The following is a 16,702-nucleotide window of genomic DNA, read 5'->3' as shown; positions in this document are numbered from 1 at the left end:
ATGACAAAACATCAATGCCATCTCAGCCAACAACCTACTCAAATGCTCTTTGGGCGTGTCCGTTATGGTCACAACCATTGGGCCAAGCTTGTCCTAACGGAAGCTCCTACAACCGCCAGTAGGCCAACCATTTGCAATTGCGCGAAATTTTCCCTTGCCGAGACCGCTTTCAGATTGCACCTTTCGCCAAACGCCCGGTTGCCCCCCGCAGCCTGACATAGGAGCCTTCGTGTGAAGCAGACTTGGCGCTGGTTTGGTCCGGCTGACCCCATCGATATCTACGACCTGCCACAGGTGGGCGTGCAAGGCGTGGTCACCTCTCTGCATCACATCCCACCGGGCACCCCTTGGACCAAAAGCGAGATCCGCCAACGTCAGGCCGAAATTGCCAAGCCCACGCCGCAACCCACAGGGCTCAACTGGGATGTTGTCGAAAGCTTACCTGTGTCCGAAGTCATCAAGACCAAAGGCACCGGCTACGCTGCACATATTGCTGCCTACAAAGAGAGCCTGCACAACCTTGCGGGCTGCGGCATTCAAACCGTCTGTTACAACTTCATGCCGGTGCTGGACTGGACCCGCACCAATCTGGCAGCGCGCATGCCCCACGGCGGCACCGCCATGGCGTTTGATGTGGTCGACTTTGCCCTGTTTGATCTCTTCTTACTGGCCCGCCCCTCCGCTGAAGACGATCACAGTCCTGACATCCGACAAGCGGCATCTGCGCGCTTCAACGCCATGGATGACACCGCTCATGCAAGTCTGGTGAACACCGTTGTGTCCGGCCTACCCGGCGCCAATGACAGCTGGACTCTGGCCGATGTTATGACGCTGCTCGACCTTTATAAAGACATCGACACCAACCAGCTGCGCGCCAACTTGATCGACTTTTTATCCGAAGTGGTCCCAGTGGCCGAAGAACATGGCATTCGCCTCTGTTGCCACCCCGATGATCCCCCGTTTTCTCTCCTTGGTCTGCCCCGCGTCATGTCCACCACCGCAGATTATGAGGCCGTTCTCTCCGCGATCGACAGCCCTGCCAACGGCGCCACCCTGTGTACCGGATCACTTGGTGTGAACCCGGAGTTTGACATTGCCAAATTTGTGCAGCGCCTCGGATCGCGTATCCACTTTGCCCACCTGCGCAACACTCTGCGCCAAGGCCCTGCTGATGGCGATAAGATCAGCTTTCATGAGTCCATGCATCTTGAGGGCGAAACCGACATGGTGGTTGCGATCCGAGCCCTGCTTCAGGAAGAAAGCCGTCGCAAATCGCAAGGTCGCACCGATTGGGAAATCCCCATGCGCCCCGACCATGGGCAGAACATCTTACATGATCTGCATGGCGACAGCCTGCCGGGCTATCCACTCATTGGCCGCACCCGTGGCCTTGCCGAGTTGCGTGGCGTGATGGCCGCGCTCACTGCCAACTTATAAAGCTGGAAAGACCGCCGTCTTTTTCACAGTGCCATAGACAAACGTCGTATCAATGCTCGAAATCCCACCAATCGGATGGATGCGCGCGCGCACAAAATGCTCGTACGCCTCCAAATCGCTGACGACCACCCGCAGCTGATAGTCTGTGGCTCCGGTCAAAATGTGGCACTCCAGCACCTCCTCAATGCGCATCACGGCCCGCTCGAACCGCTGCACATCTTCTTCATTGTGCCGCTCCAGCTTGATACGCACAAACACCGTCACTGGCAGCCCGTAAGCCTTCGCATCCACCTCCGCGCCATAGCCGGTGATCGCGCCAGAGGTCTCCAGATTGCGCAACCGCCGCAAACACGGGCTTGGCGACAGATTCACCGCCTCCGCCAAATCTTGGTTGGTCATACGCCCATTGGCCTGCAAAGCCCGAATGATCTGACGATCTTTGGCATCCACTCCGCGACTCCTTGGCAGATTATGCCAACATTCTAACCAATCGAGCTATTTTTCGCAATCACATGCCCGACATCCTCGCCCAAACTGACCCCAAACAGCTTCACGCGAGGACCCTCTCATGACAAAACGCAACGCACCGCAAGGCTTCGCCACCCGTGCCATTCACCACGCTTATGATCCGCAAGAGAACGAAGGCGCGCTGACCCCACCTTTGCACCTGACCTCCACCTTCACCTTTGAAACCGCACAGGCCGGTGGCGAGATGTTTGCCGGAGATCGTGTGGGTCACATCTATTCCCGCATCTCCAACCCAACCTGCGACCTGCTGGAGCAACGCATCGCCACACTTGAAGGCGCCGAAGCTGGCCTGGCCTTGGCTTCCGGCATGGGCGGCATCACCGCCACGCTCTGGACCTTGCTCTCTCCTGGCGACGAACTCATTGTCGACAAAACCCTCTACGGCTGCACCTTTGCCTTCATGCAGCATGGTCTGGCCAAATGGGGCGTGACCATCACCCACGTCGACATGACCAACATCGAAAACCTACGCAAAGCTGTCTCTGACAAAACCCGCGTGGTCTATTTTGAAACCCCAGCCAACCCCAACATGCGTCTGGTCGACATCGCCGCCGCCTCCGAGATCGCGCACAGCGTGGACGCCACCGTGGTGGTCGACAACACCTATGCCACGCCGTATCTGACCCGCCCGATCGAGCTGGGGGCCGACATCGTGCTGCACTCCGCTACCAAATACCTCGGTGGGCATGGTGACGTTGTTGCCGGTCTGGTGGTGGGCACCGTCGAACAAATCACCGACATCCGCCTTGTTGGCATGAAAGACATGACCGGCGCAGTGATGGCACCGTTTAATGCCATGCTGATCCTGCGCGGCCTGAAAACCCTCGCCCTGCGTCTGGACCGTCACGTGCAATCTGCCATCACCGTCGCAGAATGGCTCGAGAGCCACCCGGCCATTGCCTCCGTGTCTTTCCCCGGCCTGAAAAGCTTCCCACAGCACGATCTGGCCACCCGCCAGATGGACAAGCCAGGCGCAATGATTGCCTTTGAACTGGTCGAAGGCCACGACGCGGGCATCGCCCTGATGAACAACCTCACGCTCATCCAGCGCGCCGTGTCTTTGGGCGACGCCGAGAGCCTGATCCAGCATCCGGCCTCCATGACGCATTCCACCTACACGCCAGAAGAGCGCGCCGCGCACAACATCACCGAAGGCCTCGTGCGCCTGTCGGTGGGTCTTGAGGAAGTCGAAGACATCCTCGCAGATCTCTCCGCCGCCCTCGACGCCCTGCCCACCCGCATCGCGGCTGAGTAAACCCATCTGCCTTGGCGTGATACACTCATGCCAAGGCCACCCTCCTCTATTGCCCACCGGAGTCAGACAATGACCGACACCCAGCACCTGAAGACCATCGAACAACGCCTGCTGTGGCTGTCCCATTGGATGATCCACAACGCCAATCACATCCGCGCCAAAGAAGACGGCATCAAGATCGGCGGCCATCAGGCGTCGTCGGCCTCCATGGTCTCGATCATGACCGCGCTCTACTTTGCCACGCTTAAGCCCGAAGACCGGGTTGCCGTGAAACCGCACGCCTCGCCGATTTTCCACGCCATGCAATATCTGATGGGCAATCAGACACGTGAGAAGATGGAAAACTTCCGCGGTTTTGGCGGCGTGCAAAGCTACCCCAGCCGAACCAAAGATATTGACGATGTGGATTTCTCCACCGGCTCCGTCGGCCTTGGCGTCGCGATCACCTCTTTTGCCTCCCTCATTCAGGACTACATCACTGCCAAAGCCTGGGGCGCGGACGCCCCGCAAGGCCGGATGGTCGCGCTGGTGGGCGATGCAGAGTTGGACGAAGGCAACGTTTATGAGGCCTTGCAGGAAGGCTGGAAAAACGACCTGCGCAACACTTGGTGGATCATCGACTACAACCGCCAATCCTTGGACGGCATTGTGCGCGAAGGCCTGTTTGAACGGGTTGAAAAGATCTTTGACGCCTTCGGCTGGGATGTGGTGCGCGTAAAATACGGCGCCCTGCAACGCGCAGCCTTCGCGGAACCCGGCGGCGACAAGTTGCGCGACTGGATCGACAACTGCCCCAACCAAGACTATTCCGCCCTGACCTTCATGGGCGGCGCAGTCTGGCGCAGACACCTGATGGACGATCTCGGCGACCAAGGCGATGTCACCGCACTGCTGGAGCGGCGCAGCGACGACGAACTGGCCGAGTTGATGGAAAACCTCGGCGGCAACTGCGTGGAAACCATGGCTGAGACCTTTGCCGCCATCGACCACGACCGCCCGACCTGTTTCCTTGCCTACACCATCAAAGGCTGGGGCACGCCCATCGCCGGTCACAAAGACAACCACGGCGGGTTGATGAACAAGACGCAGATGGCCACGTGGCAAAAACACATGGGTGTGGCCGAAGGTCAGGAATGGGAGCCGATGGCCACCGTCACCGACCCCACTGCCCTGCGCGATTTCCTCTCTGAAGTACCTTTCTTTGCCCAAGGCCCGCGCCGCTTCTCCGACGCCAAACTGCCTGTTCCGGCCATCGCTCTCGACAGCGACCGCGAGACCAGCACGCAAATGGCCTTTGGCAAGGTCCTCGACGATCTCTCCAAAGGCGACAGCGACCTTGCCGCGCGCATCGTGACCACTTCACCAGACGTGACCGGCACCACCAACCTCGGCCCATGGGTCAACCGCCGCAAACTCTTTGCACGCGAAGCCCAAGCAGACGCCTTCATCGAGCACCGCATTCCCTCCACCGCAAAATGGGAGTTCACCCCCGAAGGCCAGCACATCGAGCTGGGCATAGCTGAGATGAACCTGATGCTGCTCTTGGGCGCGGCAGGCCTCTCCCATTCCCTGTTTGGCAAACGGCTCATTCCCATCGGCACGGTGTATGACCCCTTTGTCTCCCGCGGCCTCGATGCGCTCAACTACGCCTGCTACCAAGACGCCCGCTTCTTGCTGGTCGGCACCCCGTCTGGCGTGACACTCGCCCCCGAAGGTGGCGCGCACCAATCCATCGCCTCGCCCTTGATCGGCATGTCTCAGGACGGTTTGGCCTCCTTTGAACCCGCCTTTGCGGACGAACTGGCCGTGATCATGGAATGGGCCTTTGACTACCTGCAACGCGACGGCGAGGGCGACCCGGATGAGCGCACATGGCTGCGCGACGAAACCGGCGGCTCTGTCTATCTGCGCCTAACCACCAACCCCATCGAGCAGCCCGGCAAGCGTCATGATGACGCTTTCAAACAAGGCGCCATTGATGGCGCTTACTGGCTGCGCAAACCCGGCCCGAACTGCGAAGTTGTGATTGCCTATCAAGGTTCTGTCGCGCCTGAGGCGATCAAAGCCGCCGGTCAAATTGCCAATGACCGCCGTGACATTGGCGTGTTGGCCGTCACCTCCGCCGACCGCCTCAACGCCGGCTGGACCGCCGCCCAACGCGCCCGTGCGCGCGGGCAAATGTCGGCCCAAAGCCACATCGAGCGGCTGTTGGGTGAGCTGCCGCCGCATTGCCGCCTGTTGACGGTGATCGACGGCCACCCCGCCAGCCTCAGCTGGCTAGGCGCGGTGCAGGGCCACCAAACCCTGCCGCTTGGTGTGGAGCACTTTGGCCAAACCGGCACCATTGGCGATCTTTATCGCCACCACGGCTTGGACGCCGAAACCATCGTGTCCCGTATCAACGCGCTCACCTCAGGCCGCCGCCTGCAACCCCTAGCCTAACACCAAGCCGTGCGCCCCAAAGGCGCGCGGCTCCCCTCTTGACGGCTCGTTAACCTTTCCCGCATTCTGACAGGACACATACGCGCGCGAATACCAGAAGGGTCCAGCTTGCCTGTCAAAGCCAAACTCTTGCCAAAAGCTTCGGTTCTGCATGTTCAACTTCACGACACCGTGGAGCCGGGTCAGCTTTGGGCAGCTTTAAATGGTATGTATCATCGTCCGGATTACATCCGCGGCATGCCTGAAATTGGGGATTTCCGCGGTATCACGGACATGCAGGCCGGATACGACGATATGCTGGAGTTCACCAAGGTTTACACGGTGTTTCACAATGCCAACCCCAATCCGTTGAACCTGTTTTTGCTAGATCAAAACGAACTCGGGTTTTCTATGGCGGATATGTATATCGCCTTTGCGGAATCCATGGGCAGTACGGTTAATATCAATGTGATGCCGGGCTATCCGGAGATTTTTACGGCATTGGATTTCTCTAAAGAACAAATCGCAGAGTTTCCGGCCCACTGCCTGGACGAAGCCTACTTGCTCTGACGTCTTCTTGCACTCCATCCATTGCATTCCATAATTGGAATGTTATCTTGAAGTGATGCCAACAAACGCCACAGTGACGCAGGCGTCACTTGATCCCCAGACGGGTTCATTTCATGCTGTAACACCTGTGTTTCGCACAGGCATGGACCAAACGACCAAGGATGCTCATGCCGATTGAGAACAAAATTCTAAGTCCCGCGCCCCTGGCCTACCGCCGGTTTTCCGGCCACGTCACCATGGACGAACTCACCTCCTCCTCCTTGGCACTGCACGCCGATCCTGCCTTTGTCCCCGGCACCCACACTGTGGTCGACATGCTGGATGTCACCGATTTTGACATTGGTTTTGACCAGATGAAAGAATTCGCGGCCCTGACACAAAACCGTCATCGCGACCGTGGCGCACCGGTGCACATCTTTATTGTCTGTAGCAGCGAACAAGGCCGGTGGTTGGCCGAAATGTTCCGTGCATTGGCCGATCTCGCCCCCGGCATGGCCAGCGTTGAAATCTTGCACGGCTTTCCAGAAATCCTCGCCCTGCTTGATCTCCCAGCGGAAACCCTGTCCTTGTTTCCAGAGGATTGCCAAACCGAGTCCCACCTGCTGAACCGCCTCAGTTCCTAACCTTGCTGAAAAGCGCAAACCACTGCCGGCTTTTGCCAGCCCAGACATTACGCCAGAAAAACAACACCACACGACACTTGACCCACAAAGATGTTCTCTTCATCTTGGAATGACCATGACTATCGAAGTTCAAATTCTAAGCCCCGCTCCGCTTGTTTACAGCCGGTTCTCAGGGCGCGTCACCTTAGACGAATTTGCCGCCTCTTCTCAAACCTTACATGGCAATCCGGACTTCTACCCGGGCATGCATATGGTTTTGGATATGCGTAGCCTTGACGATTTTGACGTTGGCTTTAACGAAATGCAGACGTTCACCGCCAATATCCAAAAACGCCACAAAGAGCGTGGCGAAGCGGTGTTCATCTTCATCGTATGCAGCACCGAGCAAAGCAATTGGCTGGCGGAAATGTTCCGGTCGCTCTCTGAAGTGGAAGACGGCTTGGCCAGTGTGCACATCCTGCAAGGTTTCCCCGACATCCTCGCCATTCTGGATCTTCCCCGAGACACCATCAAACTCTTCCCCGAAGATTGCCAATCTGAGGCCCACCTACTCAGCCGTCGGTCCTGCTAACACCGTAAGGTTGACGACTACCCCTGAAATTTTCAATCATGTCTGGTGCGGCCACACAAATATTCACGTGGCCCCTAAGGATATTTTTTGATGCCGGTTACATTTGAAGTCATTCCCGCGCTCAGCCTCGTGCACTACGTCTATTCCGGGAACATCACGGTCGACGACCCACAGATCAACAGCTACGACCACCCGCTTTACCACTTTGACATGGCTGAGGTTGCCGACGTTTCACGTGTCTCCGGCTACGACATCGGATTTGGCGAGATGCGCAATTTCATCACAAGATCCAGAGAACAACAAACAAAAGTGATGCGTGAAACTCCCTTGCTGGTGGTTGGCACGCCTCACCAAATGCAAGCTGGTATCGACCTCTATTCCGGTTTGGCCAGCGCAATCTCGGTACCGTACGTGCTCCAGCAAGTGGCTGGATACCCTGAGGTTTTGGCGCTCTTGGATCTTCCCTCTGAGAGCATCGGCCTCTTCCCTGAGGACTGTCAGACCGAAGCCCATTTGCTCACCCACCTGTCCTCCTAAGGCCATTTGGACACTTCCAGTCGCCCAACTTCAGCTAACCGCTCCCGATCTTGTGATGAGCGATACTTGAAATTGTATCCAATGCGCCGCAAACTTCCAAAAAGGATTTATTTGTTGCCGGTCAGCGTTTCAGTCATCCCCGAACTCAATATCGTGCATAACGTCTATTTGGGATGCGTGACGATCCAGGATCTTTTTGACGAACAAATCCAACGCCATCAAAACCCCAACTTTGTCGTGGGCATGCCGGCCGTGAACGACCTGTCTCAGGTGACAGAAGTGGACATCGGCTTTGACGAGATGATGACCTACGCCAAGAAAACACTGGTAACCTACCGCGATGTGACCGAGCCGATTCAGATTGTACTCGTAGGCGAAACACAGGCCACCGCGGCTGCCATGGCCATGTATGAAAACCTCTCCGCCGCCAGCAACGCCCCGTTCTATGTCAACGTTGTGCAGGGCTACCCCGAAGTGCTGGCCATGCTGAACTTACCTGAAGATGGCCTCCAACACTTGCCTGACTTCTGTCGACAGGAAAGCCATCTGCTTTAAATGAGACCTGCCTGTTGCCAGATGCAAATGATCCGCCCATGCTGATCCCATTCATCAAACAGGGAACAGTTTAATGCGCGATTTCTTTATCAACTCTTTGGAAAAAATTGTCACCGTCATCATCATCCTCATGGTGATCGGCGTCGTGCTGAGCGGCTTTGGTGCCATGTTCAATGCACAAGGCGGACTTCTGGCGGGCCTTGCCATCTGGGTTTTTGGCGGGATCTACGTCTTGATCATGGGGGGCATGCTCTATTTGGCACTCGGCATTTATGACAACACCCGGCGCACAGCCGTTGCAGTGGAAGCGCTGGCAGCAAAAACCTAGCTGGAGAGTGCGACACAGGGTTGCCCTTAAAAAAGATGCATCGCAAACTAATCAAAAAGGATTGCGATGCCTGTCAGCCTAACGATCATTCCTGAACTCGACCTCGTCCACATTGTCTATTCGGGACGGGTCACACCTCAGGAACTGTTTGTCGAAACACAGGCCTGCTATCAGCGCCCCGACTACCAACCCGGCATGTCCGAGGTCAGCGACTTTTTTCGAGTGACATCGTTTGAGATTGGCTATGACGAGATGCACAAATTCACCACGCGCTCAAACGAAACACACGGCAGCTTAGATAGCCCTATCGACATTTGTCTTGTTGGCAGCACAAAAGTGTCTGAGCCGGCGATCCTCATGTATGAGGGCCTCATCGCGGCAAAGAACATCCCGATCCGCTTGCATGTTGTTCCCGGGTATCCAGAAATGCTCGCGACACTCAACTTGCCAGAAGAGTGCCTCAAGTATTTTCCCGATTTTGGTCACCAGGAACGCCACCTGCTCTAAGCCAGCGGCGGCGCTCCCTTCGCCAAAATCAATAGCTGTATTCGCCGTAGATCTTGCTCAGATCCCCGTTCCAATCACCGTGATAACGCTCCAGCAACTCATCCGCTGGCACTTTGCCACTCTCCACGCTTTCCTTCAGCGCGTTCAGGAAATGTGTCTCATCAGGCACCAACCCGCCAGCTCCAGCCATGCCTCGTGCCACCAATCCCGCTTCGGAAATCTTCAACACTTCCCGCGCCAGATCGTGCATCTTGATGGTCCCAACCTGCGCTTGAAGCCCGTCTTCGCTGGCCGCCACACGCAAGGCTTCGCGGGTTTCCGCATCCCAGCCTTTTGCCAAATCCCAGGCCGCATCCAGCGAGGACTGATCATACATCAGCCCCACCCAGAACGCGGGCAGCGCACAGAGTCGCCGCCACGGGCCACCATCGGCGCCGCGCATCTCCATGTACTTCTTGATCCGCGCCTCAGGGAAAGCCGTGGTCAGATGATCCGCCCAATCGCTCAGCGTTGGCTTCTCGCCGGGCAACGCAGGCAGCTCACCTTTGAGAAAGTCGCGGAACGACATGCCCAGCGCGTTGACGTAAGTGCCCTCGCGATAGACAAAATACATCGGCACATCGAGCGCATATTGCACCCAAGCCTCAAAGCCAAAACCTTCCTCAAATACAAACGGCAACATGCCGGTGCGCGCGTCATCGAGATTGCGCCAGACCAGGCCACGGGTGGATTTCACCCCATTGGGTTTGCCATCCAGAAACGGCGAATTGGCAAACAGCGCATTGGCCACCGGCTGCAACGCCAAGGCCACGCGCAGCTTCTGCACCATGTCCGGCTCACTGGCAAAATCCAGGTTCACCTGCACCGTGCAGGTACGGCGCATCATGGTTGTGCCCATGGTGCCGACCTTGCCCATATAGCTGTCCATCAGCTTGTAGCGGCCTTTGGGCATCAGGGGCATGTCTTCGTGGTTCCAAATCGGCGCAGCACCCAGCCCAATGAAGCCCACACCTATCTTGTCCGCGATGTCTTTCACATCGGTCAGGTGTTGGTTCACCTCATCACAGGTCTGGTGAATACTCTCCAGCGGCGCACCGGACAGCTCCAACTGTCCACCGGGCTCTAGGCTCACATTGGCGCCGTCTTTTTCCAGCCCAATCAGCTTGCCGCCTTCTTCCACCGGGGCCCAACCGTGCCCGTCACGCAGGCCTTCCAGCACCGCCAGAATGGAGCGTTCGCCCTCATAAGGCAGCGGCTTATGCGTGTCTTTGCAATAGCCAAACTTCTCGTGCTCGGTGCCAATGCGCCAGTCTTCTTTGGGTTTGCAGCCATCGCTGAGATATTCAGCCAGCTGATCGTGATGTTCGATCGGCCCGCCGCCGGACTGTGGGATAGACATAGGCTTGCTCCGCTCCTGCAAACTCGCTTGGGACAGTAGTCGTGATCGTAAATTTGGGCAGTGTCAATGCAACCGGGGGTCTGATTTGGCCCAGATCACGACCGGTTGATCCGGTGTGGCTTTCAGCTTAGCCAACATGTGTTCCGTGCGAATGCCCTCAAGCGACGCAAAGGCATCAAACAACGCATCGGAGCCTTCCGCATTTACAGGAATCTGCAACGGCGCCTGTCCGGGTTGATACAGCGCCCAGACCGAAGGCGTGCTGCGCCCATCCAGCACCAATCGGCTCAGGCTGCGAATGGCCACGCTGCCGCCGTTGAGCGGACCAAAATAGGCCACCTCGCCCTCGTCCACCTGAACCACGCCCGGACCACCTTTGCCAATCCGAAACCGCCCACGTTGCAGACCGCTGACAATCAGCACTGCGCCAACAGCAACCAAACCGATCCCGAGCCATTTCATCACGCCAAAGCCACTGGCCCACCATAGGCCAAGCAACAGCACCGCGCCGCCCACCAAAGCTTCCCGCCACTGCGCCACCGCCGCGCGGGCCTCGGGTCGTATGAATGTCATGTCACTTGCCTCTCCTGTTTCGCCCGGACGACAGTTCGGGCAGCGCCCCATTGCCGGAAGGGGCTTTTCATAGAAAAGCTCCCGATAGGGACCGCCCTCCTGGGCGGGCGCTTCCCTTTCCGCCCGCGGTCAGTCGCCGCCCTTAGTTCCTCGCCAAAAATGCTGCGATGTTCATGCCGTGGCCTCAACGTTCATATCAAAAAACGCCATGGCAAATCGTCCGCATGGCTTAAATCCAATAGATTCATAAGCTCTAACCGCAGCCTCACTGGCCGCAAACAGGGTCGCATGGGTCTTTCCTGCATCTCGCGCTTCGGCCAAATGAAGCGCCACCGCAGCCCGCGCCAAACCCTGCCCGCGCAATTCCGGCGGCGTAAACACTCCGCCAATTTGCACGACATCCGAGGTCTGCGCATTAAACCCAGTCATCGCCACCGGATGACCATCCCGCATCACAACGCGGTGGCTGTTGCGTTCCAGATACCCGTGAATGTCCTTTTGAGCCGTCAATACCGGATCCGACACCGCTAGACCGGGCACTTCCGTCAGATACGCTTCGCGCCAAGACGTCGCGAGGTCCCGAGGCGCAGCTTCCAACGGAACCAAAGTCAATCCACCAATCTCGGGCAGGCGTAAATCCTCAAGTGACATGACAAAATGTGGCTGTGTGTCATGAGACACCAGCTTCTGTGCACGCACCTCAGGAATCGCCAATATCTGCGCGACCTGAGCGGCCTCGCCACAACAGCCCATCAAACTGCGCTCATCAAAAATTGGCCCCAACTGAGACAACTCGTCGTCGGTCATCATGGGCGCTTGTGGTAAAACCATACCTTCATTGGTCACACCCAAAATGCCCTGCCGCCCACTGTCCAAGGCCCAAATCTTAAGACCTCTAGGAGCATCACTGCCCAAGCCATGCTGCTCCAGATTCCCCAGCAAAAACATCGAGCTCTGCACATGGTCCCGCAGGAACGGCTCAATCCAGCCAAGGTCCGCCTCCGTGACCGCGCGCCAGCTCACTGCCAATCCCCAAGGCTCTGCTGCCACAAGGTCATCGCCGCCACAGCCGCCGTATCCGCCCTCAAAATCCGCGGCCCAAGACTCACCACATGTGCAAACGGCAAGGCTTTCAACCGGGCTCGCTCGGCCTCAGAAAACCCACCTTCCGGCCCAATCAAAATTGCCCAAGGCCGACCGTCTCTCCCCGGAATCGGATCGCTTGCGATCCGATCAGCGCCCGATCCGCCCCTACGGGCGGGCGCTTCGCGTCCACCCTCGGCTCGGTCGCTGGGCAGCGCTTCCAGCCAAAGCTGTTCGCCCACTTCGGCCTCGTCACAGAACATCAACTGCCGCCCCTCGGGCCACTCCGCCAGCAACCGATCCAATTTCACCAGATCGCTGACCTCCGGCACATAGGTCCCGCCACATTGCTCCGCCGCTTCCACCGCATGGGCTTGCAGACGATCCTGCCGGATACGCTCGCTGTTGGTAAAATCGGTGTTCACTGGCACAATCCGCGCCGCGCCCATCTCTGCCGCTTTCTCAACAATAAAATCTGTGCGCGCCTTCTTGATCGGCGCAAAGCACAGCCACAGGTCCGGCGGCATCTGCAACGGCTTGGTCTGTGCCTCACACACCAGCTCGCCATTGCGCTTGTTTGCCACGGTCACAACACAGCGCCACTCGCCGTCCCGCCCGTTAAACAACAGCACCGGATCACCCACCGCCATGCGCATCACGCCAAAAAGGTAATGCGCCTGCTCTTTGGTCAGAGGAATGGTTTGCCCTTCCCCCAAGCCCTGCTCTACATACAGTCTGACTTTTGCCTGTTTCATGGGAACCGACATATGGCCGACACGCCCGCAAAGGAAGACCCCAAGGGGCAAGTTTCTGACGCTGTGAAAGGCAATTGGGTCGACCATCTGGCCCCAGCTTGGTCCCGCCCCTACCTTCGCCTCTCGCGCGCCGACCGTCCCATTGGCACGTGGTTGCTGCTTCTGCCCTGCTGGATGAGCCTTGGGCTGGCCATTCTGAGCGACGGCCAAGCCACACTTTTTGACCTCTGGATTGCCTTTGGTTGCGCTATGGGCGCTTTCCTGATGCGCGGCGCTGGCTGTACATGGAACGACATCACCGACCGCGACATTGACGCCAAAGTCGCCCGCACCCGCTCCCGCCCTATCCCGTCAGGCCAGGTCACCACCAAACAGGCCGCTATCTGGATGGGCCTCCAGACCCTGATCTCCGCCGCCATCCTGCTGACCTTCAACGTAAACGCCATCCTGCTGGGCATCGCCTCACTGATCCCCGTGGCGATCTATCCCTTTGCCAAACGTTTCACCTGGTGGCCACAGGTCTTCCTGGGTCTTGCTTTCAACTGGGGCGCGCTTTTGGCGTGGACCGCCCACACCGGAAGCTTAGCTTGGCCCGCCGTAGTCTTGTATGTCGCCGGCATCATCTGGACACTGTTTTATGACACGATTTACGCGCATCAAGACACCGAAGACGACGCATTGATTGGGGTGAAATCCACCGCCCGCCTGTTTGGCAAAAACAGCCCAAAATGGCTGCAAGGCTTTTTGACCCTCACCATTATGCTGTTTGGCTTTGCCGTTTTGATGGTCACCATAGAACGCAGTCCAGCTTCCATGGCCGTGGCGCTGCTTGGGCCATTGGCCATGGGCTGGCACATGCAGTGGCAATTGCGCCAGCTGGACACGGACGACAATGCAGTCCTCCTGCGCCTGTTCCGCGCCAACCGTGACACCGGCCTTATCCCTTTGCTGTTTTTCGCCGTCGCATTTTTCCTGTGATTGCAAGCCGACGCATAACCCCGTATCAACCATGCACAACTGGACGGACCACACTTTCTAAATGCGACTTTCTTCCCTCCTCATCCTGTTTGTTACCTTCGCCACGGCGGGGCTTCTGAGCCTTGTCGCCGCGAGCCTGTCTGCCGACCTGATCGAAGACACCTCCAGAACCACTGTGGAGCATGAACTCTCCAAGTCCGGCATGGACTGGGCCGAGGTACATGCCGAAGGGTTGCAAATCTTCCTCGCGGGCGTGGCGCCCTCAGAAGCGGACCGCTTCAAAGCCATCTCTGCCGCGGGCCGCATTGTCGATGCCGCCCGCGTGATCGATAATATGGAAGTGCCTGCCACTGCCGCCATCGCACCGCCCCGGTTCTCCGTTGAGATCCTACGCAACGACGCGGGTATCTCATTGATTGGCCTGATCCCACGAAGCGCGGATCGCGACCGCATGCTGCGCGAACTCAAAAACATCTCCGCCAATGGCGAAGTTGCCGACCTCTTGGAAACCGCCGATTACGCCGCGCCGTCTGGCTGGTCTTCGGCCACCCGCTTTGCCATCGCCGCGCTGAAAGATCTGCCGCGGTCCAAAATCTCGGTAAAAGCCGGGCGTGTTGACGTGACCGCCATGGCCGACAGCCCCGAAGAGCGCGCCGAACTGGAGATCGACCTGACCCGTCGCGCACCAACAGGGCTTGAAATCCACCTGAACATCTCCGCCCCGCGCCCGGTGATCACCCCGTTTACACTGCGTTTCCTGGTGGACGAGGATGGGGCCCGCTTTGACGCTTGTTCCGCCGACACCGACAAAGCCCGCGCCCGGATCTTGACTGCCGCGCGCTCCGCTGGCCTAACCGGCAACACCGAATGTGTGATTGGCCTTGGCGTGCCCTCCACCCGCTGGGCAGACGCTGTTGCCGCCTCCATGCGTGGCTTGTCGGAACTCGGTGGCGGCACCCTGACCATCTCGGACGCCGACATCACACTGACCGCACAAATGGGCACCGACCAGGCCCTGTTTGATCGCGTCGTGGGCGAGCTTGAAGGCACCCTGCCCGAAGCTTTTGCTCTGCTGGCAATTTTGACCCCCACGCCCGAGGCTGACGACGACGGCGCCGTGGCGCAGGAATTCACCGCAACGCTCAGCCCCGAAGGTCTGGTGCAACTGCGCGGCCGCCTACCCAACGACATCGCACGGGACACCACCGACGCCTACGCCCGCGCCCGCTTTGGCACTGAAACTGTGCATATGGCGACCCGACTGGACGAGACCCTGCCCCCCACCTGGCCCTTCCGCGTGATGGCCGGACTGGACGCGCTATCGATGCTCAACAACGGGTCCCTGCTGGTCACGCCGGAGTCTGTGTCTATCACCGGCAAAACCGGCAACACCGAGACCAATGCCCGAATCGCACAGCTTTTAGCCGCAAAGTTAAGCCAGACCGATCACTTCGCCATCAATGTGACCTATGTTGAGGCTTTGGACCCGCTGGCCGGCCTGCCCACCAACGAAGAGTGCATGGCCAACATCCAGACGCTTCAGGATGAGACCAAAATTGCATTTGAACCGGGCAAAGGCACGCTGGACGCCAGCGCCGCCGCCATCATCGATAAGCTGGCCGAAGAGCTCAACGCCTGTCCTGATCTGCAAATCGAGATCCAGGGCCACACCGACAGCCAAGGCCGCGAGAGCATGAACCAGGCGCTGTCACAAACCCGCGCTCTGGCTGTTCTCACAGCCCTGCAAGACCGGCGCGTTCTGACCAAAGGCTTCCTTGCATTGGGCTATGGCGAGAGCCAACCCATTGCTGACAACGACACCGCTGAAGGCCGCGAAGCCAACCGCCGCATCGAGTTTGTCCGCATCGTGCCTGAAGAAGAACAGTCAGAAGCCGTGACAGAAGCTACTGCAGAAACATCTGCAGGTGAGGCAGCAGCAACAGAAGCCGAAGCCGAAGCCGCCACCACCGAAGGCGCGGCGGAAGGCGGAACAGCAGTTTCTGAGGCGACAGCGGAAGACGCAACTGAGACAGCGCCAGAAGACGCCGCCACACCGGCCACCGAAGACACACCCTCTAGCGCGGTCTCTGATGCAGCCGCCACCACTGAGGCAGACGCAGCGACGACAGACACGGCTGAAGACGCCGCCACAGAGACACCTACAGACAACGCCGCACCACAAGACGGCGCAGAGGACGAGACAAATGACCAGAATTGAGTTCATCCTGACCACCGCCGTCATTCTGTTTGTGGCCTTCTGCATGGGCTGGTTTGCCAATTGGCTGGTGCACCGCTTCACCCGCGTCGCGCAAGCAGATGTCGACCAGCTGGAGCGCATGTCCCAAGAGCTGCACGAAGCTGAGGAAACCCGCGATCAAGCGATCACCTACCTGCAACAGCGCGAAGCCGAGCTGACCAATCAACTGGCCCAGACCGAAGCCGAGCTGCGCGCCGCCATGGATGGCCTGCGCGACGCCCGCCAGGAAGCCGAAGAACTGCGCAACCACGTAGAGCACCTCGGCGGGGCGTAAACGGCGCGACACACCGCCCAAGACATCAAAGGCCAGTCTCGCAAGGGGCTG

18 protein-coding genes are annotated in these 16,702 nt (G+C 58.4%); 13 read left to right on the top strand and 5 right to left on the bottom strand.

Annotated elements, in window-relative coordinates:
* Positions 1-231: 231 nt before the first annotated feature.
* Positions 232-1,437 carry a mannonate dehydratase gene (gene uxuA, locus QOL67_RS10590; RefSeq protein WP_283425932.1) on the top strand — a complete coding sequence of 402 codons (1,206 nt, stop codon included), beginning with the start codon at positions 232-234 and terminating at the stop codon, positions 1,435-1,437.
* Here the strand turns inward: uxuA and QOL67_RS10585 are convergent.
* Positions 1,432-1,887, bottom strand: a complete 456-nt coding sequence (locus tag QOL67_RS10585) for an Lrp/AsnC family transcriptional regulator (RefSeq protein WP_283425931.1) — start codon at positions 1,885-1,887, stop codon at positions 1,432-1,434. The two genes, uxuA and QOL67_RS10585, sit on opposite strands and share 6 nt — an antisense overlap.
* 118 nt (positions 1,888-2,005) lie before the next feature.
* Between QOL67_RS10585 and QOL67_RS10580 the strand changes: the two genes are divergently transcribed.
* The 9 genes from QOL67_RS10580 (at position 2,006) to QOL67_RS10540 (ending at position 9,332) form a co-directional block, all read left to right on the top strand.
* On the top strand, positions 2,006-3,220 hold the full coding sequence (locus QOL67_RS10580; RefSeq protein ID WP_283425930.1) for a methionine gamma-lyase: 1,215 nt from the start codon (positions 2,006-2,008) through the stop codon (positions 3,218-3,220).
* Between the two features lie 69 nt (positions 3,221-3,289).
* Positions 3,290-5,662: a 1-deoxy-D-xylulose-5-phosphate synthase N-terminal domain-containing protein gene (locus QOL67_RS10575; protein WP_283425929.1), complete on the top strand. Its 2,373-nt coding sequence runs from the start codon at positions 3,290-3,292 to the stop codon at positions 5,660-5,662.
* A gap of 108 nt (positions 5,663-5,770) precedes the next feature.
* Entirely contained in the window at positions 5,771-6,211 is a 441-nt protein-coding gene (locus QOL67_RS10570) for a hypothetical protein (protein WP_283425928.1), read from the top strand.
* A gap of 167 nt (positions 6,212-6,378) precedes the next feature.
* The gene (locus QOL67_RS10565; RefSeq protein WP_283425927.1) at positions 6,379-6,834 is read left to right on the top strand and encodes a hypothetical protein; all 456 of its coding nucleotides are present in this window, start codon (positions 6,379-6,381) and stop codon (positions 6,832-6,834) included.
* Positions 6,835-6,949: 115 nt separating this feature from the next.
* Positions 6,950-7,405, top strand: a complete 456-nt coding sequence (locus QOL67_RS10560; RefSeq protein ID WP_283425926.1) for a hypothetical protein — start codon at positions 6,950-6,952, stop codon at positions 7,403-7,405.
* Positions 7,406-7,495: 90 nt separating this feature from the next.
* On the top strand, positions 7,496-7,942 hold the full coding sequence (locus QOL67_RS10555) for a hypothetical protein (RefSeq protein WP_283425925.1): 447 nt from the start codon (positions 7,496-7,498) through the stop codon (positions 7,940-7,942).
* A gap of 114 nt (positions 7,943-8,056) precedes the next feature.
* Positions 8,057-8,497 carry a hypothetical protein gene (locus QOL67_RS10550; RefSeq protein ID WP_283425924.1) on the top strand — a complete coding sequence of 147 codons (441 nt, stop codon included), beginning with the start codon at positions 8,057-8,059 and terminating at the stop codon, positions 8,495-8,497.
* 73 nt (positions 8,498-8,570) lie between these two features.
* Complete coding sequence (locus QOL67_RS10545) at positions 8,571-8,825, top strand: hypothetical protein (protein ID WP_283425923.1); 255 nt, start codon at positions 8,571-8,573, stop codon at positions 8,823-8,825.
* Positions 8,826-8,891: 66 nt separating this feature from the next.
* Positions 8,892-9,332 carry a hypothetical protein gene (locus QOL67_RS10540; protein ID WP_283425922.1) on the top strand — a complete coding sequence of 147 codons (441 nt, stop codon included), beginning with the start codon at positions 8,892-8,894 and terminating at the stop codon, positions 9,330-9,332.
* A 28-nt stretch (positions 9,333-9,360) separates the two neighbouring features.
* On the opposite strand, the gene QOL67_RS10535 is transcribed toward QOL67_RS10540, so the two are convergent.
* The 4 genes from QOL67_RS10535 to QOL67_RS10520 all read right to left on the bottom strand — a co-directional run bounded on the left by QOL67_RS10535 (position 9,361) and on the right by QOL67_RS10520 (position 13,142).
* Positions 9,361-10,731 (bottom strand): glutamate--cysteine ligase, encoded by a 1,371-nt coding sequence (locus QOL67_RS10535; RefSeq protein WP_283425921.1) that lies wholly within the window; start codon positions 10,729-10,731, stop codon positions 9,361-9,363.
* A 63-nt stretch (positions 10,732-10,794) separates the two neighbouring features.
* A complete protein-coding gene (locus QOL67_RS10530) occupies positions 10,795-11,304 on the bottom strand; it encodes a hypothetical protein (RefSeq protein WP_283425920.1) in 510 nt (169 codons plus the stop codon).
* A gap of 171 nt (positions 11,305-11,475) precedes the next feature.
* Positions 11,476-12,327, bottom strand: a complete 852-nt coding sequence (locus tag QOL67_RS10525; protein WP_283425919.1) for a GNAT family N-acetyltransferase — start codon at positions 12,325-12,327, stop codon at positions 11,476-11,478.
* Complete coding sequence (locus QOL67_RS10520) at positions 12,324-13,142, bottom strand: 16S rRNA (uracil(1498)-N(3))-methyltransferase (protein ID WP_283425918.1); 819 nt, start codon at positions 13,140-13,142, stop codon at positions 12,324-12,326. The genes QOL67_RS10525 and QOL67_RS10520 overlap by 4 nt, the downstream gene beginning before the upstream one ends.
* Positions 13,143-13,154: 12 nt before the next feature.
* Between QOL67_RS10520 and ubiA the strand changes: the two genes are divergently transcribed.
* From ubiA to QOL67_RS10505, 3 genes are all read left to right on the top strand, one after another.
* Positions 13,155-14,120: a 4-hydroxybenzoate octaprenyltransferase gene (ubiA, locus tag QOL67_RS10515; RefSeq protein ID WP_283425917.1), complete on the top strand. Its 966-nt coding sequence runs from the start codon at positions 13,155-13,157 to the stop codon at positions 14,118-14,120.
* A 61-nt stretch (positions 14,121-14,181) separates the two neighbouring features.
* On the top strand, positions 14,182-16,338 hold the full coding sequence (locus QOL67_RS10510; RefSeq protein ID WP_283425916.1) for an OmpA family protein: 2,157 nt from the start codon (positions 14,182-14,184) through the stop codon (positions 16,336-16,338).
* Complete coding sequence (locus QOL67_RS10505; protein ID WP_283425915.1) at positions 16,325-16,651, top strand: hypothetical protein; 327 nt, start codon at positions 16,325-16,327, stop codon at positions 16,649-16,651. The genes QOL67_RS10510 and QOL67_RS10505 overlap by 14 nt, the downstream gene beginning before the upstream one ends.
* The last annotated feature ends 51 nt before the right edge of the window (positions 16,652-16,702 follow it).

It is taken from the genome of Shimia sagamensis (assembly GCF_900182745.1).
In the GTDB taxonomy this organism is placed as follows: domain Bacteria; phylum Pseudomonadota; class Alphaproteobacteria; order Rhodobacterales; family Rhodobacteraceae; genus Shimia; species Shimia sagamensis.
Note: the sequence above shows the minus strand (reverse complement) of the source record. Positions and strands in the feature narration are given on the sequence as shown.

What these genes read in the sequence shown, in the direction of transcription:
- QOL67_RS10580 (WP_283425930.1), top strand. Translation starts at nt 2,006, where the DNA reads ATGACAAAACGCAACGCACCGCAAGGCTTCGCCACCCGTGCCATTCAC.
- QOL67_RS10575 (WP_283425929.1), top strand. Translation starts at nt 3,290, where the DNA reads ATGACCGACACCCAGCACCTGAAGACCATCGAACAACGCCTGCTGTGG.
- QOL67_RS10565 (WP_283425927.1), top strand. Translation starts at nt 6,379, where the DNA reads ATGCCGATTGAGAACAAAATTCTAAGTCCCGCGCCCCTGGCCTACCGC.
- QOL67_RS10560 (WP_283425926.1), top strand. Translation starts at nt 6,950, where the DNA reads ATGACTATCGAAGTTCAAATTCTAAGCCCCGCTCCGCTTGTTTACAGC.
- QOL67_RS10555 (WP_283425925.1), top strand. Translation starts at nt 7,496, where the DNA reads ATGCCGGTTACATTTGAAGTCATTCCCGCGCTCAGCCTCGTGCACTAC.
- QOL67_RS10545 (WP_283425923.1), top strand. Translation starts at nt 8,571, where the DNA reads ATGCGCGATTTCTTTATCAACTCTTTGGAAAAAATTGTCACCGTCATC.
- QOL67_RS10540 (WP_283425922.1), top strand. Translation starts at nt 8,892, where the DNA reads ATGCCTGTCAGCCTAACGATCATTCCTGAACTCGACCTCGTCCACATT.
- QOL67_RS10535 (WP_283425921.1), bottom strand. Translation starts at nt 10,731, where the DNA reads ATGTCTATCCCACAGTCCGGCGGCGGGCCGATCGAACATCACGATCAG.
- QOL67_RS10530 (WP_283425920.1), bottom strand. Translation starts at nt 11,304, where the DNA reads ATGACATTCATACGACCCGAGGCCCGCGCGGCGGTGGCGCAGTGGCGG.
- QOL67_RS10520 (WP_283425918.1), bottom strand. Translation starts at nt 13,142, where the DNA reads ATGAAACAGGCAAAAGTCAGACTGTATGTAGAGCAGGGCTTGGGGGAA.
- ubiA (WP_283425917.1), top strand. Translation starts at nt 13,155, where the DNA reads ATGGCCGACACGCCCGCAAAGGAAGACCCCAAGGGGCAAGTTTCTGAC.
- QOL67_RS10510 (WP_283425916.1), top strand. Translation starts at nt 14,182, where the DNA reads ATGCGACTTTCTTCCCTCCTCATCCTGTTTGTTACCTTCGCCACGGCG.
- QOL67_RS10505 (WP_283425915.1), top strand. Translation starts at nt 16,325, where the DNA reads ATGACCAGAATTGAGTTCATCCTGACCACCGCCGTCATTCTGTTTGTG.